Below are 22,136 nucleotides of genomic sequence, written 5' to 3' on the forward strand. Positions count from 1 at the left end.
TCAATTTTTAATGCGTTTCGATATCGAAAACGATATCGGCATGCACCAATGAAAACGCCCTGCGGGCACGTGGCGGCAGGGCGTGGGCGATTTTGGCTGGTGCGCTTACTCGGCGGAAAAGCGGTACACGGTTTCCGTCCGGTATTCCTCGCCCGGGCGCAGGATGGTGCTGGGGAACTGCGCCTGGTTCGGCGCATCGGGGAAATGCTGGGTTTCCAGGCACAGCGCGCTGCGGTAGCTGATGGCGCGCAGCTTGCCGTACTGGCTGCTGTCGAGGAAATTGCCGGAATAAAACTGGAGGCCCGGCTCCTGCGTGTACACCTGCATGCTGCGGCCCGAGGCGGGATCGCGCACGGTGGCGGCCAGGTTCAGCAGCTGGCCCGGCTTTTGATTCAGCACAAAGTTATGGTCATAGCCCCGGCCGATGCGGATCTGCTCGTGCGGCAAGTCGATGCTGTCGCCGATGACGGTGGGTTGGCGCAGGTCGAATGGCGTGCCGGCCACGTCCGCCAGCTCGCCCGTGGGAATGGAACCGGCGTCGACGGGCAGGTAGCGGTCCGCGTTGATGGACAGTTCGTGGCCGAGGATATGCCCCTGCCCCGCCAGGTTGAAATAGCTGTGGTTGGTCAGGTTGACGGGCGTGGCCTGGTCCGTCACGGCGTGATAGCGCAGGCTCAGGGCGTTGTCGTCGTCCAGTTCGTAGATGAGGGTCACGTCCAGCTGGCCCGGATAGCCATCTTCGCCGTCCGGGCTGCTGCGCGTAAACGTCACGCCCACGGCGTCGTCCTTGGTGAACGGCTCGGCCTGCCACATGACCTGGTGAAAGCCCTGGTTGCCACCGTGCAAGTGGTTCGGCGCGTTATTCACGGCCAGCTGGTAATCCTTGCCGTCGAGGTGGAAGCGTCCCTCGGCGATGCGGTTGCCGTAGCGCCCGATGACGGCGCCCAGGAAAGCGCTATTGTGCAGATACGGCTCGATGCGCTCGAAACCGAGCACCACGTCGGCAAACACGCCGTCGCGGTCCGGCACGTGGATTTCGTTGATGACGGCGCCAAAATCGAGCACCTTCACTTGCATGCCCTGGCGGTTCGTCAGGGTAAACACGGTGACGTGGTCGCCGTCGGGCAAGACGCCGAAGGGCGCCTGGGTGACGGTGGCGGGGGTAGCAGATGCGGCGGCAACAGGGGTCATGGGCGCTCTTCCAGGGATTACAGGGTCGATGAACTGCCAAACACGGGCATGCCTTGCGCATCCCAGCGCAGCGGCTTCACAAAGGTATGGCGGTCCGGGTTCCACAGGGGATCGCCAACGATTTCCGTGTAGGTGCGGGCATGGTACACCAGCAACACATTATCCCCATCGTCGGCCGTGGTAAAACTGTTGTGGCCGGGGCCGTAGATGCCGTGCTCGTAGCAGGTGGCAAACACGGGCTCGGGCGACTTCGTCCACGCGGCGGGATCGAGCAGGTCGGCGGAGGCATCCGCCCACAGCAAGCCCATGGCGTAGTTTTCATCCGTGGCACTGGCCGAATAGCTGATGAAGATCTTGCCGTTGCGTTTCAGCACGGACGGTCCTTCGTTGACCCAGAAGCCACGGATTTCCCAGTCGAATTCCGGCTTGCTCAACATCACGGGCGGGCCGGCCAGCTGCCACGGCGTGGCCATGGGCGCGATGTACAGGTTGGAATTGCCCTCGATGGCGACATCCTTCTGCGCCCACAGGTAGTACAGCTGGCCGTCGTGCTCGAAGGTGGTGGCGTCCAGGCAAAAGGTGTCGATGCCCGTGTCGATCGATCCCATGAATTCCCATTCGCCTTCCAGCGGATTCGCATTCGTATTACGGATCGCATACATGCGGTGCTGGAACAGTTTATGCTTGATTTCGCGGCTGGGCGCGGCGGCGAAATACACATACCAGGCGCCCTGGTTGAAGTGCAGTTCCGGCGCCCACACCAGTTCGCTGTACGGGCCCGTCTCCGGCTTGTGCCACACGTCGACGGTGGGCGCCTCAGCCAGCCCGGCGATGCTGTCGGCGCGGCGCAGTTCGATGCGGTCGTACTGGGGCACCGAAGCCGTAAAGTAATAATAGCCGTCGCTGTGGCGGTAGATGTGCGGATCGGCACGTTGTTCGATCAGCGGTTTCAAGATGTCTGCCATGTTGCTTACTCCATTCAATGATTCTTACGCAGCCACAAAACCGCGCTTGTGCATTTCCACTTTTACGCCTCGGTAATAGTCATCGCTGATGCGGTACTTGAACATCAGCAGCCCCATCAGCAAGTGGAAGAAGCCGGGGATGACCGACAGCATCAGGGCGATGCCGTTCAGGGCGAATTGCGTCTGCTCATGGTTGGGCTGGTAGTCGAAATACGACAGCAGCATGCCCACCAAAAAGCCCGCCACGGCCATGCCCGCCTTCTGGCAGACGGAAATGCCGCCGAAGGCGAAGCCGGAGACGCGCTTGCCCGTCTTGACCTGGCCGTAATCAATGGTTTCGGCGATGGCCGACCAGAACACGGGCGCATGCAAGTCCACCACGAAGGACAGCAGGAAATACAGGGCGAAGGCCAGCACGGTATCGCTGGGCTTCACAAAAAAGTAGATCGCCAGGCTGATCAGGGCGACGCCGATCTGCGTGTAGCGGAACAGTTTCACCTTGCAATAGAACTTGGTGATCCACGTCGAGGCGACCATGGCCAGGATGGCGGCCACCACGCCCGTGGTGAGGAAGGCGGCCACGGTTTCCGTGTCGCCGCCCAGGTAGTATTTCGCGTAATAGATGGCGACGGAACCGCGCACCACGTAGCCCACCGTGCCCGTGACGCACACGCCGCACAGCACCAGCCACTGGTCGTTTTTCAGCAGTACGCGCAGCTGCGCCATCAAGGACTGTTTTTCCACCACGTGGACGACGCGCTCGGTAGTGGTGAAATAGCAGAACAGGAACAGAGCCACGCCCATCACGGCCATCACGGCCATGGCCGCCTGGTAGCCCACGGCCGGATTGCCGCCGCCCCAGCGCTGCGACAGGATGGGCACGACGATGGTCACCATGAAGGCGCCGATCTTGGCGAAGAACAGCCGGTAGCCGTTGGCCGACAGGCGTTCATGCGGGTCGCTGGTCAAGCCGCTGATCAATGAAATATACGGGATGCCCACGCCGGCCGTCATGATGGTCATCAAAATGTACGTCGAATACGCCCAGATGAGCTTGGCGTCATAGCCCCATTCCGGCGTGGTGAACACAAAGAAGACGCTGACGCCGAACGGTATGGCTAGCCACAGCAGGTAGGGACGGTAGCGGCCCGAGGCAAAGCTGTAACGGTCGGTGATCTGCCCCATGACCAGGTCGGCGATGGCGCCCACCACTTTCACGGCCACGAACAGCAGGGCCAGGTCGGTGGTTTTCAAGCCATAGATATCGGTATAGAAAAAGGTAATGATCAGCATCATCGACGAGATGACGACATTGAGCGCCATGTCGCCGGCGCCGAAGCCGACCTTTTCAACGGTAGATAATTTTTGCGTCTCCATGCTTTCCGTCCATTCTTTTGATGATGAATCGTGCCTGACTGCCTGATTTACAACGCAAGGAGCGTTGCCGGCCGAAACCATGGCAACGCCCTTGGATACTGCTTTTTTCACTCATGTAAAACGTTCAGGGCAAGGCGCGTTGCCGAAGACAGTACGAGGAGTACGGCGAGGCAAGGCAACGCAGCCATGGACGTTTTACATCTTCCAGCGCAGCGATAACCCTACTGTGCGGTCATAGCGGCGCGTATCGCGCGCATACACGCCCTGCTCATTCCAGTAATCCTTGAACTTGGTATCAAGCAAGTTATTTCCGTCCAGGGTCAAGGTGAACTGGTCGTTGAGCTTGTACGACAGCGAGCCGTCCAGCTGGGCCGTGGCCGCCACTTTCAAGTCCAGGCCGGGGCCGCCCTGGTTGTAGCTGTCGATGAATTTCGAGCGCCAGTTGTAGGCCAGGCGGCCCGACCACGCGTCTTTCTCGTACAGCACGACCAGGTTGTAGGCATAGCGCGACACGCCCGTGATGGCATGGCTGCCCGTCTCGTCGTCGGTCGTGCCGCTCATGTAGGTGCCGTTCGCCTGCAAGCCCAGGCCGCTCAAGATGCCGGGCAAGCCGTCATAGAACTGCTGGTAGCCGATTTCCAGGCCCTGCAGCTTGCCGGCGGCCGTGTTGTACGGGCGGTCCACGTCGTAGACCTTGCCGCCGATGGTTTCGCTGGAGATGCGCTGCTGGATATAGCCGTCGAACTTGTGGTGGAAGACGGTGGCGTTGACGGAGCCGGCGGGCGCGAAATACCACTCCAGTGCCGCGTCAATATTGTCGCCCGTCACCGGTTTCAGATCCGGATTGCCGCCCGCGCCCGTCGCTTTCACCGTTTCCGTCGAGTTCACGAGGGCCACGCCCGGATTGAGCTGGGCAAAGCCGGGACGGCTGATGGTGCGGCCCGCCGCGAAACGGCCGATCAGGTCGGCGCGCAGCTTGATTTTTAACGCCACGCTCGGCAGCACGTCCGTGCTGGCCGTGTCGCTGATGACGGGCGTGTACACGCCATCCTGCGAACTGTTGCCCTGCAGGCTTTGCTCGGTGCGCACGACGCGCACGCCCACGGTGCCGTCGACGGGGTAGGCGCCCAGCTTGAAGGCGATCTTCGCCTTGGTATAGATGGAATAGGTTTTTTCCGTATCCTTGAAGAACGAGCCCGGGTCCATGGCGCGCGCCGCGCTGCTGCCCGTGATGGCTTCGCGCAGGGTGCCCGTGTGATTGAGCAGGAAGCTGGCGCACGGCGTGTACCACTGGCTCAAGCCATAGTTGGGGCCGCCGCTGGACATCGGTTCCGACAGGCAATTGAGGCCCGGAATCGACGTCACGCTCTGGCGGCTGAACGGGAACGCGGCGCCGGACACGTCCGGTGCTTCCGCGTTGCCTTCAAAGCTCTTGATCGATTGCGCTTCGCGCTTCACGCCGCGCAGGCCGACGCTGATTTCCTTGAAGAAGCCGCCGGCACCGGGCGTGTAGGCCAGGTCGGCGCGCAAGTCGTTCGAGCTGCCTTCATCGCGGCCGTAGCGGTCGAAAAAGCCCTTCAGGTAGTAGTTCGACGGGTCTTTCAGGTCGATGCCCGTGTAATCGACGTTCAGCGTGCCGTTCAGATTCGTGTTGATGGTGGCGTTCGGCACCTGCGTGATGGCGTCGAGGATGGGGTTGCGCCAGTTGAACGTGCTCCTGGTGCTGGCCAGTTCCGACGTGAAACGCCATTCCGGATTGATTTCCCACAAGCCGCCCACGGCAAACTGGTGCGTCTTCGACTCGCTCTTGTTTGCCTGCGTCGACATGATGGTGTTGACGTTGGTGGAAGTCAGGGTTTGCAGCTGGTCGGTGCCGGGAATCCTGGTAGCGGACACGGGCGTTCCCCACCATGGCAGGCCGACGAAATAATCGGATTCCGAATCGAGCAGGAAGCGCGTGGCCATGCCTTCCGCATACAGTTCCACGTCGGCATTCGGCCGCCATTGCAGCACGCCATTGGCGGTCGTGCGGCGGCGGTCGCCCTTGATCGGCAGCAAACCCACCTGGTCCGGCGCCGTCAGGCCCGGCGAAAAATAGCTCTTGTCCACGGGCGCCGTGTTGAACGCGCGTTCTTCATGGTAACGCTGTTGCTGCTGCGACAAGCCGAACAGCGCGCCCACGTCGCCGACGCCCGTCTTCCAGCGGTTCGACACCATGCCGCTCACGTTCGGGTCCGTGGCTTTCGATTTGTCGCTGTAGACGGCGCGCGTATTCACGCTGGCCGTGAATTCCTTGAAATCGAAGGGCCGGTTGGTGCGCACGTTGATGATGCCGGCCACGCCCCCTTCCACCTGGTCGGCGCCCTGCGACTTGTAGACGTCCACGCGCTGCAGCATGGTGGCGGGAATATCGGCCAGGTTGACGTAGCGGCCCGTGGTGGTGAACAGTTCGCGGCCGTTGAGCAGGGTCGTGACGTCGCGCAAGCCGCGGATCATGACGGCGCTGGCCTCGCCCGAATCGCGGCGGATCTGGATGCCGGACACGCGGGCCAGGGTCTCGGCCACGTTGTTGTCGGGGAATTTGCCGATATCATCGGCCACGATGGAATCGATCACCTGGTCCGAACGCATCTTGATCTGCTGGGAATTTTGCGCCGAGCGGCGCACGCCGCTGACCGTTACCACGGACACTTCGGCCGCCGGTTCAGCGCCAGCGTCAGCGGTCGCCGTCGCCTGCGCCCAGACCGAGGCGGAGCTGAGCAAGCCGATACCGGCCAGTGCCGCAACGACTGCCTTCAAGGTGTAGGGACGAGGGGAAGTGGCCGCGAGCGGGCCGGGGGCGTTCGACATCATGCATCTCCAGATATTGTATTGATATTTTTTCTGCTGCTTGCATGTCGGACGCATGCTCGGCGTTTATCTTAGGGGCTGGACGATAATCTCTCCAATCAATTTTTCCACAGTTTTGATATCAATTTCGATATCGGCTCCGGGAGGACGGGGAAGGTTGTAAACCGACAACGGCAGGGGCGTCACGGGCAGGTTTCACCTGGCCATGCCCAAAAAAGTGGCAGCGCTGGCGTGCAGCATGAAAACGCGAACAGGACTAAGCTGACAGCGTGGCAACTGCCATTCCATCCACCGCTTGCACAGGAGTCCGCATGAACGTTTTAATGGTATTGACCTCGCACGACCAACTGGGCGACACGGGCCACAAGACCGGCTTCTGGCTGGAAGAATTCGCCGCGCCGTATTACGTGCTGAAAGACGCGGGCGCCAAGCTCACCCTGGCATCGCCCAAGGGCGGCCAGCCGCCGCTGGACCCGAAGAGCGACGCGCCCGAATCGCAGACGGCCGCCACGGCCCGCTTCAAGGCCGACCCGGCCGCGCAAGCCGCGCTGGCCGCCACGGTCCCCCTCGCCACGGTGAAGGCGGCCGACTACGACGCCGTGTTCTACCCGGGCGGCCACGGCCCCCTGTGGGATCTGGCCGAAGACCAGGATTCGATCGCCCTCATCGCAGCGCTGCACGCGGCCGGCAAGCCCGTCGCCGCCGTCTGCCACGCCCCTGGCGTCTTGCGCCACGTCAAGGGCAGCGATGGCCAGCCCCTGGTGAAAGGCAAGAAAGTGACGGGTTTCACGAATACGGAAGAAGAGGCCGTGGGCCTGACGAAAGTCGTCCCCTTCCTGGTGGAAGACATGCTCAAGGAAAACGGCGGCATCTACTCGAAAGGCGCCGACTGGGCCGCGTATGTGCTGACGGACGGCATCTTGATCACCGGCCAGAATCCGGCCTCGTCGGAGGCGGCGGCACAGGCCTTGCTGAAACTGCTGAAATAATATTCGCTGCTGAACAGGGTGGCTGCGCAGCGACTTGCGCGGCCATGACGTCACACGTCGCAATCATACTGACGCTGACGGGAGAAAACACAAGGCTTGATTTGTCTGGTGCGGCTGGCGGGGATCGAACCCACGACCCTTGGCTTCGGAGGCCAATACTCTATCCACTGAGCTACAGCCGCGTAGGGGGAATTTCTGAAGTGATGCGAAGGATACCGTTTTTCTTTACCTACGTCTACGGAAACTGTCGTATCGCCGGCAATTGCATGTCACTGCTCAATTTTTGTGCCTATAATTGTGGGTTTCATAAAGGTTTACATCCAGGCATGTAAAAATGCTACCTTACACGGCCATCAGTTTCGAATCTGGACTAAGGACATCATGAGCGACGCACATAACGAACAACAATCAGCGATCAAAACGCCTAAACAATTGCTTGCCGCCGTAGCTGGCTTCTTCCTCATCACCGTCATCGGCATCATCTTGCTGGTGCAATTTGTCACCACCCAAAAACTGACGGGCGCCGGCTCGGACAGCCAGTCGCCGGAAGCCATCGCCGAGCGCCTGAGTCCGGTAGCCAATGCGGGCTACACCTTCAAGGATGCCAGCGGTCCGAAAGTGCTGCAAGGCGGCGAAGCTGTCTACACGGCCACCTGCGTGGCCTGCCATGGCGCCGGCGTGGCCGGCGCGCCCAAATTTGGCGATGCGGGCAGCTGGTCGGCCCGCCTGGCCCAGGGTTACGATACGGTCCTGAAACACGCCATCGAAGGCTTGCGCGCCATGCCGGCCAAGGGCGGCAATCCCGACCTCGACGACGTGGAAGTGGCGCGCGCCGTCGTCTACATGGCCAACGCCTCGGGCGGCAAGTTCAAGGAACCGGAAGTGCCGGCGCCTGCCGCAGCCGCTGGCGGCGCCTCCGCCCATGCGGCAGAGCCTGCCAAGTAAGCGCATCGCAGCAGCAAGGAACCGCCCCGTTGGGCGGTTTTTTTTCGCCTGGCGCAGACGCAGACGCAAGGGACGGCATTGCCGCACGGCGCGGTCGGCGACGCCGGCCCGGAGGACTGCCGCTTGCGCCAGATCAAACGGCATGAAAAAGCCGCCCGGCTTGCGCGGGGCGGCGGCAACTTACGCTGTCAACAACCGTCTTACCACATGATGACGCGGTCTTTTGGCGGCAGGTACATCTTGTCGCCCGGTTTCACGTCGAAGGCTTGATAGAAGCCTGGCTGGTTGCGCATGGTGCCGTTGGCGCGGAACTGGCCTGGCGAGTGCGGGTCCGTCTTCAGCAGCACGAGTTGCTGCGCTTCGCGCATCTTCATGCGCCATACCTGGGCAAAGCCCGCGTAGAAGCGTTGCTCGCCCGTGAAGCCGTCGATGACGGGGGCTTTCTTGCCGTTCAGCGACAATTTGTACGCCTTATAAGCGATGGCCACGCCGGAGTTGTCAGCGATGTTCTCGCCCAGGGTCAGTTCGCCATTGACGAAATGGCCCGGCACGGGGCTGAAGCTGTTGTACTGCGCCACCAACTGCTTGGTTTTCTTGGCGAAGTTCTTGTGGTCGGCCTTGGTCCACCAGTCGCGCAGGTTGCCGTCTCCGTCGTACTGGGCGCCCTGGTCGTCGAAGCCGTGGCTGATTTCATGGCCGATCACGCCGCCGATGGCGCCGTAGTTGACGGCGTCGTCCGCCTTGGCGTCGAAGAACGGCGCTTGCAGGATGGCGGCCGGGAAGACGATTTCGTTCAGCTCGGGGTTGTAATAGGCGTTGACGGTCTGTGGCGTCATGCCCCACTCGTCGCGGTCGATCGGCTGGCCCAGCTTATTGAGTTCACGGTTGTAGTTCAGCAAATGCGAACGCTGGATGTTGCCCACCAGGTCGTCCGGCGCCACCGTCAGGCCCGAGTAATCGCGCCATTTGTTCGGATAGCCGATCTTGGTGGTGAACTTGGCCAGCTTGATCTGCGCCTGTTTCTTGGTGACGGGGCTCATCCAGTCCAGCTTGTCGATGCTTTGCTTGTAGGCCGTCATCAGGTTTTTCACCAGCGCTTCCATGCGCACCTTGCGCTCGGCCGGGAAATACTGTTCCACGTACAGCTGGCCCACGGCTTCGCCCAGTGCGCCTTCGACGGCGCCCACGCCGCGTTTCCAGCGCGGACGCATTTCCGTCACGCCCGTCAGGGTGGTGCCATAGAAGGCAAAGTTTTCATCGACATACGCTTTCGACAGGTAACCGGCGTTGGCGTGCAGCAAGTGCCATTGGAAATACGCTTTCCACGTTTCCAGCGGCGTCTTGTTGGCGATCTCGGCAAAACCCTTCAGGTAGCTGGGCTGGCTGACGATCACGTAATTGACCTTGCCTGCGATGCCCGTGTCCTTCAGGTAGCGGGCCCAGTCGTAGCCCGGCGCGACGTCGGCCAGTTTCGCCAGGTCCACCTTGTTGTAGGTCTTGACGGGGTCGCGGTTCTGCACATTGCTCCATTGCGCCTTGGCCAGCTCCGTTTCCAGCGCCAGGATGGCCTTGGCGTTGGCCGCGGCATTCGCGTCGCCAGCCAGGCTCAGCATTTTCTCCACGTGGGCCAGGTACTTGGCGCGCGTGTCGGCCTTGCCTGCTTCCAGGTAATAGTCGCGGTCAGGCAGGCCCAGGCCGCTTTGCACGATGTCGGCCACGTATTTGGTGGAATCCTTGGCGTCCTGGTGGATGCCGAAGTCGTAGGGCGAGGTCACGCCCAGCTTGCTGAAGTGGGCGATCACGATCGGCAATTCCGCCTTGTCCTGCAGGGCGGCGATCTTCGCCAGTTCCCCGTTCAGAGGGGTCAGGCCCAGGCTTTCCAGCTTGGCTTCGTCCATGAAGCTGTTATAGAAGTCACCGATCTTCTGGGCATTCGAGCCGGCCGCGCGGGCCTTGTCGGCGGCCGCGCCCTCGACGATGCCGCGCAGCTGCGTTTGCGTATCGTCGGCCAGCTTGGCGAAGCTGCCCCAGCTCGACTTGTCGGCAGGAATGACGGTTTCCGCCAGCCATTTGCCGTTCAGGTGCTGGAACAGGTCATCCTGCGCGCGCACGGCGGGGTTGATGTATTCGATGGCGATGCCGGAAGTCAGCGCCGCGGGCGCGGCGGCCGTGGTGGCGACCGCTTCTTTCTTGGCGGTATCAGCGGCGCCCGCCATGCCGGATACGCTGGCCAGCAAGCTCAGGGTCAATGCACTTAACAAATAACGATTCACGGTAATCCTCAATATTGTATGGTGTGGAATATCAGGGTCAGAACGCCCAAGGCTTCTGGCCCGGTTTTTGACTGTAGCATACCGGCCGAAACGACAGAAAAAACTTTGGCCCGAATGCAAAAAAGACCACGCAAGGTGGCCTTTTTTGTTGCTACAGTCGTACGTTTTTCACGCAGCCGCGCAAGCGCTTACCAGATGATGACGCGGTTTTCCGGGGCAACGTACATCTTGTCGCCCGGTTTCACGCCAAATGCCTCATAGAAGGCAGGCTGGTTGACCATGGTGCCGTTGGCGCGGTACTGGCCCGGCGAATGCGGGTCGGTCTTGATCTGCACGATTTGCTGCGCTTCGCGCATCTTGCTGCGCCACACCTGGCCAAAGCCCATGTAGAAGCGCTGGTCGCCCGTCAGGCCATCGAGCACGGGGGCCGGCTTGCCGCCCAGCGAGATCTTGTACGCCTTGTAGGCAATCGCCACGCCCGAGTTGTCGGCGATGTTTTCGCCCAGGGTCAGCGCGCCGTTGACGTTGTAGCCAGGCAATGGGCTATAGCCGTCATATTGCTTGGTCAGCGCGTCGGCCTTGGCGGCGAAATTCTTGCGGTCGGCCGGCGTCCACCAGTCGCGCAGGTTGCCGTCGCCATCGGACTGGCTGCCCTTGTCGTCGAAGCCATGGCTGATTTCATGGCCGATGACGGCGCCGATGGCGCCATAGTTGACGGCATCGTCCGCATTGGCGTCGAAGAACGGCGGCTGCAGGATGGAGGCGGGGAAGACGATTTCATTCATCGTCGAGCTGTAATACGCGTTCACCGTCTGCGGCGTCATGCCCCACTCTTCGCGGTCGATCGGCTTGCCCAGCTTGGCCACGTTGCGGGCGGAGCCAAAATTGGCGGCGCGCATCATGTTGCCCACCAGGTCACCCTGCACGATCTGCAGCTTCGAGTAGTCGCGCCACACGTTCGGATAGGCGATCTTCGGCGTGAACTTGGCCAGCTTGGCTTGCGCTTCCTTCTTGGTTTCCGGGCTCATCCAGTCCAGGGTGTCGATGCTGTCCTTGTAGGCGGCCAGCACGTTTTTCACCAGTTCCTGCATGTGCGCCTTGCGCTCAGGCGGGAAATATTGCGCCACGTACAGTTTACCGACGGCTTCGCCCAGCACGCCATCGACGGCGCCCACGCCACGCTTCCAGCGCGGCTGGTTCTGCGTCACGCCGCTGAGCACCGTGCCGTAGAAGGCAAAGCTCTCGTCGACGAAGTTTTTCGACAGGTAGCTGGCGTAGCTGCGCAGCAAATGCCATTCGAAATACGCTTTCAGGGTGTCCAGGTCGGTGGCGGCCAGCACCTTGTTGTAGCCAGCCAGGTAGCTCGGCTGGTTGACGATGACGTAATCGACCTTGTTGGCGATGCCCAGGGCCGCGAGGCCCGACTTCAGGTCGTAGCCGGGGGTCAGGTCGTTGAGCTTGGCGATGTCCGTCTTGTTGTAGCGCTTGACGGGGTCGCGGTTCTCGACCTTGGTCCATTGCACTTCGGCCAGCGACGTTTCCAGGGCGACCACGGCCTTGGCGTGGGCGGCGGCGTTCTTGTCACCGGCCATGGACAGCATTTTTTCCACGTGCGCCTGGTATTTTTCCTTCACGCCCGCCTGCTTGGCTTCCAGGTAATAGTCGCGGTCCGGCATGCCCAGGCCGCTCTGGCTCACGTAGGCGGCATATTTGGTCGAGGCGCGCGCATCCTGGCCCACGTACACGGCGTACGGCGTGGCGACGCCCGTCTGGCTCAGGTGGGCGATCAGGGCCGGCACGCCCTTCTTGTCGCGCAGCGAGCGGATACGGTTCAGTTCGCCTGCCAGCGGCTTCACGCCCAGCGACTCCAGCTTGGCTTCATCCATGTAGCTGGCGTACAGGTCGCCGATTTTCTGCGCTTCCGACCCGGCTTTCTTGTTCTTGTCCTGCTGCGTGGCTTCGATGATGCCGCGCAACTGTGGCGTCGTGTCGTCGCGCAGCTTGGCGAAGGAACCCCAGCTCGATTTGTCGGCCGGGATCTCGGTCGTGGCCAGCCACTTGCCGTTCAGATGGGTGAAGAAATCGTCCTGCACGCGCACGGCAGGATCGATGTATTGCACGTCGATGCCGGAGACGGCACCGGCGGCGGCAGGCGCGGCGCTGGGAGCGACGGTCGGCGCGGCGGCGGCGGATGCGGGCTCGGCGGCGTTGGCAAACGCAGCCAACAGGGACAGGGTCAGACTGCTTAAGAGGTATCGGTTCACGGATTGTCCTTATGGGGCATGTCAAAGAGATCAGGCGGGTAGCCTCTGGCGGAGTGCCTCATATGAAGAGCCCGCCGCGCCAGGCGCTTCAGGAATGTAGCACGGCAACATAAGGCTTGACCATCCCCGCCGCCCCGGCGCCGGCGCCGTCCGCGCGCGCCGCCAGCCCCGTCAAGACTCGGTTACCCCCTGAATGCGCCTGAAAGTCGGCCACCTGCCGGCGCCCCCGTGTGCTGCGCCTCGCGCCATCTTCGCCCGGAAATGGCGGCCGTCAGCGCGCGCGGCCAGGACCGGCGCGGCCGCCCGCGGCGCGGGACCCAGGCGGCGACACAGCGATTTTTTTACTTTACGATACATTTGCACGACAATTCCGCAACAATTCCGTGGCCAGGATTACAACACTTTGCGCCGCAAGCCCCGTTCCGCCCGCTGGCCGCGCATCCTTGCCGGCCAGCCAAGCAGTTACACGGCCTCAGTTGCCAGGCATATTCATGCTGGCGCCGCCGCTGCCCACGTTCATGCCCATGCCGCCCTTGCCCCCCTTGCGCCCGCCGTGCTCGCCGGCCGGCGCGCTGCGCGGCTCGCCGTGCGGCACGGCCGCATCCATCACGCGCGCCATCTGGCCGGCGATGAACTGGGCCACCATCTGGCGCTGCTGCTCGTCGAGGGCATCGTTCACGCTCAGCCACCATTCGCGCACCTGCTTTTCCTCGGCCAGGCTCACGGTGCTTTCATTGTCCAGTCCGCCCACCAGGTCGCGCAGTTCCAGGCGGGGCGCCTGCAAGCCCTGCGTCACGCTCGCCTGCAGGCGCTCGCGGCGCGCCTTGCGTTCGCGCAAGAGCTGGCGGGTTTTTCCTTCCACTTGCTGCCACAAGATGGTCTGATTCGCATTGAGTTTCAATTCCGTCTTGAAGTCGGGCGCCATGGGCAGCAAGTCCTCCAGGCGCATTTCGGCGATCGGCACGGCCGAAGCGGTCAAGGCGCTGGTGCCCAGCAGGAAAGCCAGGCCGAGGCGGCGCAGGGCGGGGGGAAAGGTCAACGATGTCATGGGAACTCCGGCTAAAAAAAAAGCCTGCGTCCGAAGACGCAGGCAAAACCACTTCGGGTCGAGAATGCGAATTCACTATAGGCCCGCCGCACACGCTTTTTTTCGACTCTTACAAATGCTTACTCCCCTCAAGACTAACTATACATCGCATACAAAACAGCAACACATGGCAAGCTGGCGCACGCCATTCCCCGTCTAGACTGTGCCAAGGCACGCTTTTTCCCCGCCCGGCCCACGCCGGCCGGGATTCAGGTCTATACTTTCAGGAAAGCGCCGCTCCACGGGGACTGGCGCTGGTGCAAGACACTACCGCTGCAAAGGTGCAATGATGGGCAAACTCAAAAATACCGGCTTGATCGGCCTGGGCGTGGTGGCCGGCGTCGCCGTGTCGCTGCAATTTTCGGCGATGGCGCAAAAAACCGTCGAACCGCCGCTGCCCCTGGAAGAATTGCGCCAGCTGGCCGATGTGTTTGGCCTCATCAAGTCCGACTACGTCGAGCCGGTGGAAGACAAGAAACTGCTGGAGGAAGCCATTGCCGGCATGGTCGCCTCGCTCGACCCCCATTCCGCCTACCTGGACAAGAAAGCCTATGCCGAGCTGCGCGAAGGTTCCGAAGGCAAGTTCGTCGGCCTGGGCATCGAAATTGGCCTGAGCGAAGACGGCTACATCAAGATCGTCTCGCCCATCGAGGATTCGCCCGCCTACCGCGCCGGCATCAAGGCCGGCGACCTGATCACCCGCCTCGATGGCCAGCCCGTCAAGGGCGTCAACCTGGACGACAACGTCAAGCGCATGCGCGGCGAACCGGGCACCAAGGTGTCGCTGACCATCGCCCGCAAGGATGAACCGCAACCCTTGTCCTTCGTCATCACGCGCGAGGAAATCCATCAAAAGAGCGTCAAGTCCCGCATGATCGAGCCGGGCTACGCCTGGCTGCGCGTGTCGCAATTCCAGGAACCGACCGTCGACGACATGGCCGCGCAGATCACGGCGCTGTACAAGCAGGACCCGCACATCAAGGGCATGGTGCTCGACCTGCGCAACGATCCGGGTGGCGTGCTGCAGGGCGCCATCGGCGTCTCGGCCGCCTTTTTGCCGAAGGACTCGCCCATCGTCTCGACGAATGGCCAGCTGCCGGACTCGAAACAGGTGTTCTACGGCCGCGCCGAATACTATACCTTCCGCTCGGAAGGCGATGCCCTGGCGAAATTACCAGCCGCCATCAAGCAAGTGCCGCTGGTGGTGCTCGTCAACACGGGTTCGGCCTCGGCCTCGGAAATCGTCGCCGGCGCCCTGCAGGACTACAAGCGCGCCACCATCATCGGCACGCAAACCTTCGGCAAGGGCTCCGTGCAAACCATCCGCCAGCTGACGGCCGACACGGCCGTGAAGCTGACGACGGCCCGCTACTACACGCCGAACGGCCGCTCGATCCAGGCCAAGGGCATCGTGCCCGACCTGCTCGTCGATGAAAACGCGGACGGTGACGGCTTGAACGGCTTGCGCATCCGCGAAGCGGACCTGACCAAGCACCTGAGCAACGACCGCGACCCGGAAAGCGCCAAGGCCGCCGCCCCCGTCAATGACGAAATGGAAGAGCAGCTGCGCATCATCGCCCTGGAAAAAACCCGCAAGCCGCTGGAATTCGGCAGCAAGGACGATTTCCAGCTGCACCAGGCGCTGAACCACCTGAAAGGCTTGCCGGTGCAGCTGGCCAAGGCGGAACCGGTGGTGGTGCAGGCCGACGTCAAGAAAGAACAGAAAAAGTAGGCAATGCGAGGGCAGACCCGCCGGGTCTGACTCCATCCAGCGGGGGCGCCATGCCCCCGTTATCCCGTCCACGCGACAAAAATCCGTCTTGCGCCACACATCGCCCTCCCCCGCAACACGAAACTCTCTACAGTCGAGCACGTTTGTGTAAAATTTGCTTCACTTATCGGCATCGCGCCGATTGCCAAATTTGAAAGTTTAACCATGAAACAAGTCGTCATCAGCGGTACCGGCCTGTACACGCCGCCATTTTCGATCTCCAACGAAGAACTGGTCGCCTGCTTCAACGCCTACGCGGAAAAGTTCAATGCCGACAATGCCGACGCGATCGCCGCGGGCACGGTGACGGCGCTGGAACTGTCGAGCGTGGCCTTCATCGAAAAGGCGTCCGGCATCAAGTCGCGCTTCGTCATGGAAAAGGACGGCATCCTCGATCCGGCCCGCATGGTCTCGCGCATCCCGGAACGGGGCGATGACGAACTGTCCCTGCAGGCGGAAATGGCCGTCGCCGCCGCCCGCGACGCGCTGGCGCGCGCCGGCCGCACGCCGGCCGACATCGACATGGTGCTCGTCGCCTGCAGCAACATGCAGCGCGCCTACCCGGCTATGGCCGTAGAAGTGCAGGATGCGCTGGGCATCGATGGCTATGGTTTTGACATGAACGTAGCGTGCTCGTCGGCCACCTTCGGCATCCAGCAAGCCGTGGCCGCCGTGCAAAGCGGCCAGGCGCGCGCCGTGCTGGTCTTGAATCCCGAAATCACCAGCGGCCACCTGAACTGGCGCGACCGCGACAGCCATTTCATTTTCGGCGACGCCTGCACGGCCATCATCGTGGAAGCGAAAGACACGGCCGTCTCCACGCACCAGTTCGAGATCATCGGCACGGAACTCAAAACGCGCTTCTCTAACGCCATCCGCAACAATTTCGGCTTCCTCAACCGTTTTGACGAGTCCGGCGTGGGCAAGGCCGACAAATTGTTCCGCCAGCAAGGCCGCAAGGTCTTCAAGGAAGTGTGCCCGATGGCGGCCGAGATGATCAAGGCGACCTTGGCCAAGGCCGGCGTGGAAGTGGCGCAAGTCTCCCGCTACTGGCTGCACCAGGCTAACCTGAACATGAATCTGCTGATCGCGCGCCTGATCCTGGGCCGCGACGCGCAAGAGAACCAAGCGCCCGTCATCCTCGACACCTACGCGAATACATCGTCGGCCGGTTCCATCATCGCCTTCCATAAATATCAGGATGACATGGCGGCGGGTGCCACGGGCGTCATCTGCTCGTTCGGCGCCGGCTATTCCATCGGCTGCGTGATCGTGCGCAAGGTCTGAGCGCATCGGCATAGAATCGCCTGATTCATTGAATTAGGCGCAGTTCATGGTGAATTGGCATCAATTCGCGGCTACCTGGACGAAGATGTGGCACAAGTTTTTTACAAAAAAAGCGGCAGGATAGTTCCAGCCGCAGCTTTGTTGCGTTTATACTTAGCCCCTGAGCAACATCTTTTTCCATCCGCACGCTGCCATAAGGAACCCACCCCGCATGCCCCATGACATCAGTCTGATCACCACCATCGCCGCCGCCCTCGGGTTCGGCCTCATCTTCGGCTTCATTGCCGCGCGCCTGAAACTGCCGGCCCTGGTCGGCTATCTGGCCGCCGGCATCATCATCGGACCGGCCACGCCCGGTTTTGTAGCGGATGCGGAAATAGCCGGGCAATTGGCGGAAATCGGGGTGATGCTGATGATGTTCGGCGTCGGCCTGCACTTTTCCATCGAGGATTTATGGGACGTGCGCAAGATCGCCCTGCCTGGCGCCATCCTGCAGATCGCCGTCGCCACGGCGATGGGCATGGGCCTGGCCCACTGGTGGGGCTGGAGCCTCGGCGGCGGACTGATCTTCGGCCTGGCCCTGTCCGTGGCCAGTACCGTGGTGCTGCTGCGCGCGCTGGAAGAACGGGGCATCCTCGATTCGCTCAATGGCCGCATCGCCGTCGGCTGGCTGGTGGTGGAAGACCTCGTCACCGTGCTGGTGCTCGTGCTGCTGCCGGCGTTTGCCAGTGTGCTGGGCGGCAAGGCCGCGCCCGATGCCGAGGCCGTCAGCCTGTGGCACACCCTGGCCGTGACCTTGGGACAAGTGGCCGGTTTCATCATCTTCATGCTGGTCGTCGGCCGCAAGCTGTTCCCGTGGATCCTGTGGCAGGTGGCGCGCACCGGTTCGCGCGAACTGTTCACCCTGTGCGTGATCGCCGCCGCCGTCGGCATCGCCTACGCGTCGACCAAGCTGTTCGGCGTGTCCTTCGCGCTGGGCGCCTTCTTCGCCGGCATGGTGCTGCGCGAGTCCGAACTGAGCCACCGCGCCGCGGAAGAGTCCCTGCCCCTGCGCGACGCCTTTGCCGTGCTGTTCTTCGTCTCCGTCGGCATGCTGTTCGAGCCGACCATCCTCATCGACAAGCCCCTGCAGGTGCTGGCCGTGTGCGCCATCATTATCTTCGGCAAGTCGATCGCCGCCTTCCTGCTGGTGATGGCCCTGCGCTATCCGCCCAAGACGGCCATCATCGTCTCGGCCAGCCTGGCGCAGATCGGTGAATTCTCGTTCATCCTGGCCGCCCTGGGCCTGTCGCTGGGCCTGATGCCGCAGGAAGGGCAAAGCCTGATCCTGGCCGGCGCCATCCTCTCCATCGCCCTCAACCCGCTCGTCTTCAGCATGGCCAAGCCGCTGCTGCGCGTGATCGGCAACAGCGATTTCGCGCGCAAGTTCGAGCGCACCACCGACCCGCTGGCCGAGCTGCCGATGACGGTGCCGCAGGAAAAGCTGTCGGGGCAGATCGTCCTCGTCGGCTATGGCCGCGTGGGCCGGCGCATCGCCGCCGCCCTGATGGAGCGGGGCATCCACTTCGTCGTAGCCGAGGAAAACCGCGAAATCGTCGACCAGTTGCGCAAGCAGGGCATCCCGGCCGTGGCCGGCAATGCGGGCGAACCGGCCGTCTTGATCCAGGCGCACATCACGCATGCCACCATGCTCGTCATCGCCACGCCGGACACCTTCCACGTGCGCGCCATGATCGAGACGGCGCGCGCGCTCAACCCCACCATCATGACGGTGGTGCGCACGCACAGCGAGGAAGAGGCGGAATTGCTGCGCGCGGAAAACGCCGGCAAGGTCTTCATCGGCGAACACGAACTGGCCAATGGCATGGCCGAACACGTGCTGCAGAGTTTTGATGCGGCCAGGAAGGGGCATGGCGGGCATTAATCCAGCGCCAGCGCCCTTTCCGTACAACAAGCCTGCCCGCCACCCAGCCGGCAGGCTTTCTTTTTGGCTCTGTCCTCGACAAGTAGGGGAACTCACAGTATGGCTGAGGTCTAACCGAGTGGACCAGCCAGATGGGAGCACCTCATGCAAGCCGCAGAATGGAAACGTTTTATTGCCCAGTTTGCCAATCTGAGTCAACGCCAGCGTCTGGCGGGTATCGCCTTGCTGCATGGCGCCGCATCGCCGGATGCCGCCGTGGCATTGGTCGAAAGCGTGGCCCGGCAGCGTTTGCACTGCCCCGCCTGCCAATCCACACACTGTCACCGCCATGGCCACGCCCACGGGCTGCAGCGCTACCGCTGCGTACCGTGCGGGCGCACCTTCAATGCGCTCACCGGCACGCCGCTGGCCCGCTTGCGCCACAAGGGACGCTGGCTGGCGTATGCCGATTGCCTGCTGGCATCCGATTCCGTGCGCCAGGCAGCGCGCCAGCTGGGCGTGCACCGCAACACCACCTTCCGCTGGCGCCACCGGTTTTTAGCCCTGGCAAAAACGGACCGGCCGCATTGCCTGCATGGCATCGCCGAGGCCGACGAACTGTATGTGCTGGAATCGCAAAAGGGTGCGCGGCATCTGATGCGTCCGGCGCGTCGCCGGGGCGGCCATGCCCGCCAGCGCGGCATTTCTAGTGAGCAAGTCTGCATCCTCGTGGCGCGCGACCGCACGGGACAGACCCTGGCTTTCGTCACAGGACAAGGCGCACTGACCACGGCGCAGTTGCACGACTGTTTGTCTCCCGTCATCGACAAGGATGTCTTGCTGGTAACGGACGGCCATGCTGCTTACCGGGCCTTCGCGCGCGCTGCGGGCATCAGCCACCATACCGTCAACTTGCGCGCCGGCATCCGCGTGCGGGGCGCCGTCCACGTGCAGAACGTCAACGCCTATCACAGCCGCCTGCGGGAATGGCTGCGGCCCTTTCACGGCGTGGCCACGCGCTACCTGCCGAACTACCTGGGATGGCGCTGGATACTCGATGCCGGGCGCATCCGCTCGCCAGAAACCTTATTGAAGGCAACGTTGGGAGCGTTCCCACACTTGATGGTGACATAGCCTTCTTTTTACAAACTGGCGGCTAGCTCCGCCCCTTCCCGTATCGCCCGCTTGGCATCGAGCTCCGCCGCCAGCGCGGCGCCGCCGATTTTATGGAAGCGGGGACCGCCCGCCTGCAGGGGCTTGCCATCCTTGTCCGTTTCCGGCATGAGTTCCGTCAGGCTGTCCTGGCCCGCGCAGATGACGACGTTGTCCACGGCCAGCAGGCGCTGCTCGCCGCCCACGGTGATGTGCAGGCCCTGGTCGTCGATCCTGTCATAGCTCACGCCGGCCAGCATGGCCACGCCGTTCCTCGCCAGCGCCGCCCGGTGCACCCAGCCCGACGTCTTGCCCAGGCCCGCCCCCACCTTCGATGTCTTGCGCTGCAGCAGGAAAATCTGCCGCACGGGCGTCGACGCCACGGGCGGCACCAGGCCGCCGCCCGTGGCCGCGTCCAGGTCCACGCCCCACTCGCCCGCCCACGTGGCCACGGGCTGGGGCAGCGGGTGCGCCGGGTCGTGCAGTAAATATTCGCCCACGTCAAAGCCGATGCCGCCCGCGCCGATGATGGCCACGCGCGCGCCGACAGGCTTCTTCTCCTGCAGCACATCCAGGTAGGACAGCACTTTCGGGTGGTCGATGCCGGGAATGGCCGGCATGCGCACCTTGATGCCGGTGGCGATGATGACGTCGTCATAGCCGCCGGCCAGCAACTGCTCGCGCGTGACGCGCTGGCCCAGGCGCAGCTTGATCTGCGACAAGGCGATGCGGCGGGCAAAATAGCGGATGGTTTCCGTGAATTCTTCCTTGCCCGGTATCTGCATGGCCACCTTGAACTGGCCGCCCACGCTGTCGCTGCTGTCGAACAGGGTCACCTGGTGCCCGCATTCGGCCGCCACGGTGGCGGCGGACAGGCCCGCCGGCCCCGCGCCGACGACGGCCACGCGGCGCGGCACGGCCTTTTTCACGTAGACGAGTTCCGTTTCATGGCAGGCGCGCGGGTTGACGAGGCAGCTGGCCCGCTGGTTGGCAAAGGTGTGGTCCAGGCACGCCTGGTTGCAGCCGATACAGGTATTGATCTCGTCGGCGCGGCCCGCGGCCGCCTTGGCGACGAAGTCAGGGTCGGCCAGGAAGGGCCGCGCCATCGACACCAGGTCGCAGTCGCCCCGCTCCAGGATGGCGTTGGCCTCGTGCGGCATGTTGATGCGGTTCGAAGCCACCACGGGAATCGTCACTTCGCGGCGCAGCCGGCCCGCCACGCTCGCAAAGGCGGCGCGCGGCACGGAAGTGACGATGGTGGGGACTCTTGCTTCATGCCAGCCGTAGCCCGTGTTGAGGATCGTCACGCCCGCCTGTTCCAGGGCCTTGGCCACCGTCACCACGTCGTCCCAGGTATTGCCGCCCTCGACCAGGTCGAGCAGCGAATGGCGGTACATGATGATGAAGTCGGGGCCGACGGCGGCGCGGATGCGGCGCACGATCTCCACGGGCAGGCGCATGCGGTTCTCGATGCTGCCGCCCCAGCGGTCCTGGCGCAGATTCGTGCGCGCGCACAGGAACTGATTCAATAAGTATCCTTCGCTGCCCATCACTTCGATGCCGTCATAGCCAGCCTTGCGCGCCAGGCGCGCGCAGCGCACGTAGTCGCAGATGGTGCGCTCTATGCCCCGTTCCGTCAGGGGACGGGGGCGGAAGGGCGAGATCGGCGATTTCTTGGCCGACGCCGAGACGACGAAGGGCTGGTAGCCATAGCGGCCCGCATGCAGGATCTGCATGACGATCTTGCCGCCCTCTTCGTGCACGGCGCGCGTCACCTTGCGGTGGTTCGGCACGTCGCCGAGGAAGTTCAGGGTGCCGCCAAACGGCAGCAGCCAGCCCTGGCGGTTCGGCGAGATGCCGCCCGTGACGATCAGCCCCACGCCGCCCCGTGCCCGCTCGCGGTAAAACGCGGCCAGCTTGCCATAATGATAAAAACGGTCTTCCAGCCCCGTATGCATGGACCCCATGATGACGCGGTTGCGTAAGGTGGTGAAGCCCAGGTCGAGCGGGGCCAGCAGGTGGGGATAGGCAGTCATGGTGATCGGTCCGATAGAAGGTGGTATGCAAGCCGTACGGTAACAA

14 protein-coding genes and 1 tRNA gene are annotated in these 22,136 nt (G+C 62.9%); 6 read left to right on the forward strand and 9 right to left on the reverse strand.

The genetic code is table 11. The annotated features are described in order from the left end of the window. Positions 1-105: 105 nt before the first annotated feature. From AC07VL_RS14135 to AC07VL_RS14150, 4 genes are all read right to left on the reverse strand, one after another. Positions 106-1,191: an aldose epimerase family protein gene (locus AC07VL_RS14135; RefSeq protein WP_494806442.1), complete on the reverse strand. Its 1,086-nt coding sequence runs from the start codon at positions 1,189-1,191 to the stop codon at positions 106-108. Positions 1,192-1,208: 17 nt separating this feature from the next. Then, the gene (locus tag AC07VL_RS14140) at positions 1,209-2,156 is read right to left on the reverse strand and encodes a glycoside hydrolase family 43 protein (RefSeq protein WP_494806443.1); all 948 of its coding nucleotides are present in this window, start codon (positions 2,154-2,156) and stop codon (positions 1,209-1,211) included. A 24-nt stretch (positions 2,157-2,180) separates the two neighbouring features. Beyond that, entirely contained in the window at positions 2,181-3,533 is a 1,353-nt protein-coding gene (locus tag AC07VL_RS14145) for an MFS transporter (protein WP_494806444.1), read from the reverse strand. Between the two features lie 195 nt (positions 3,534-3,728). Next, positions 3,729-6,386 carry a TonB-dependent receptor gene (locus AC07VL_RS14150; protein WP_494806445.1) on the reverse strand — a complete coding sequence of 886 codons (2,658 nt, stop codon included), beginning with the start codon at positions 6,384-6,386 and terminating at the stop codon, positions 3,729-3,731. 308 nt (positions 6,387-6,694) lie between these two features. Here AC07VL_RS14150 and AC07VL_RS14155 point away from each other — a divergent pair, with 308 nt between their 5' ends. Further along, positions 6,695-7,372, forward strand: a complete 678-nt coding sequence (locus AC07VL_RS14155) for a type 1 glutamine amidotransferase domain-containing protein (RefSeq protein WP_494806446.1) — start codon at positions 6,695-6,697, stop codon at positions 7,370-7,372. A gap of 106 nt (positions 7,373-7,478) precedes the next feature. On the opposite strand, the gene AC07VL_RS14160 is transcribed toward AC07VL_RS14155, so the two are convergent. Continuing rightward, positions 7,479-7,554: transfer RNA gene (locus tag AC07VL_RS14160), tRNA-Arg, on the reverse strand. A gap of 199 nt (positions 7,555-7,753) precedes the next feature. Between AC07VL_RS14160 and AC07VL_RS14165 the strand changes: the two genes are divergently transcribed. Further along, entirely contained in the window at positions 7,754-8,317 is a 564-nt protein-coding gene (locus AC07VL_RS14165) for a c-type cytochrome (protein WP_494806447.1), read from the forward strand. A 200-nt stretch (positions 8,318-8,517) separates the two neighbouring features. Here the strand turns inward: AC07VL_RS14165 and AC07VL_RS14170 are convergent, their stop codons facing one another. From AC07VL_RS14170 to AC07VL_RS14180, 3 genes are all read right to left on the reverse strand, one after another. Next, entirely contained in the window at positions 8,518-10,590 is a 2,073-nt protein-coding gene (locus AC07VL_RS14170; RefSeq protein ID WP_494806448.1) for a M13 family metallopeptidase, read from the reverse strand. Between the two features lie 188 nt (positions 10,591-10,778). Next, a complete protein-coding gene (locus AC07VL_RS14175) occupies positions 10,779-12,854 on the reverse strand; it encodes a M13 family metallopeptidase (protein WP_494806449.1) in 2,076 nt (691 codons plus the stop codon). 472 nt (positions 12,855-13,326) lie between these two features. Then, the gene (locus AC07VL_RS14180; protein ID WP_494806450.1) at positions 13,327-13,902 is read right to left on the reverse strand and encodes a hypothetical protein; all 576 of its coding nucleotides are present in this window, start codon (positions 13,900-13,902) and stop codon (positions 13,327-13,329) included. Positions 13,903-14,227: 325 nt separating this feature from the next. On the opposite strand from AC07VL_RS14180, the gene AC07VL_RS14185 reads away from it, so the two are divergent. The 4 genes from AC07VL_RS14185 (at position 14,228) to AC07VL_RS14200 (ending at position 20,036) form a co-directional block, all read left to right on the forward strand. Then, positions 14,228-15,673: a S41 family peptidase gene (locus AC07VL_RS14185; protein WP_494806451.1), complete on the forward strand. Its 1,446-nt coding sequence runs from the start codon at positions 14,228-14,230 to the stop codon at positions 15,671-15,673. Positions 15,674-15,877: 204 nt separating this feature from the next. Further along, positions 15,878-16,999 (forward strand): beta-ketoacyl-ACP synthase III, encoded by a 1,122-nt coding sequence (locus tag AC07VL_RS14190; protein ID WP_494806452.1) that lies wholly within the window; start codon positions 15,878-15,880, stop codon positions 16,997-16,999. A 211-nt stretch (positions 17,000-17,210) separates the two neighbouring features. Next, positions 17,211-18,923, forward strand: coding sequence for a cation:proton antiporter domain-containing protein (locus AC07VL_RS14195; protein WP_494806453.1), 1,713 nt, complete (start codon positions 17,211-17,213; stop codon positions 18,921-18,923). Between the two features lie 144 nt (positions 18,924-19,067). Next, positions 19,068-20,036 carry an IS1595 family transposase gene (locus AC07VL_RS14200; protein WP_494806454.1) on the forward strand — a complete coding sequence of 323 codons (969 nt, stop codon included), beginning with the start codon at positions 19,068-19,070 and terminating at the stop codon, positions 20,034-20,036. Between the two features lie 8 nt (positions 20,037-20,044). Here the strand turns inward: AC07VL_RS14200 and AC07VL_RS14205 are convergent, their stop codons facing one another. Next, entirely contained in the window at positions 20,045-22,090 is a 2,046-nt protein-coding gene (locus AC07VL_RS14205) for a 2,4-dienoyl-CoA reductase FMN-binding domain-containing protein (protein ID WP_494806455.1), read from the reverse strand. Positions 22,091-22,136: the final 46 nt, after the last annotated feature.

The organism is Janthinobacterium sp. GW821-FHT03C08 (assembly GCF_059420905.1).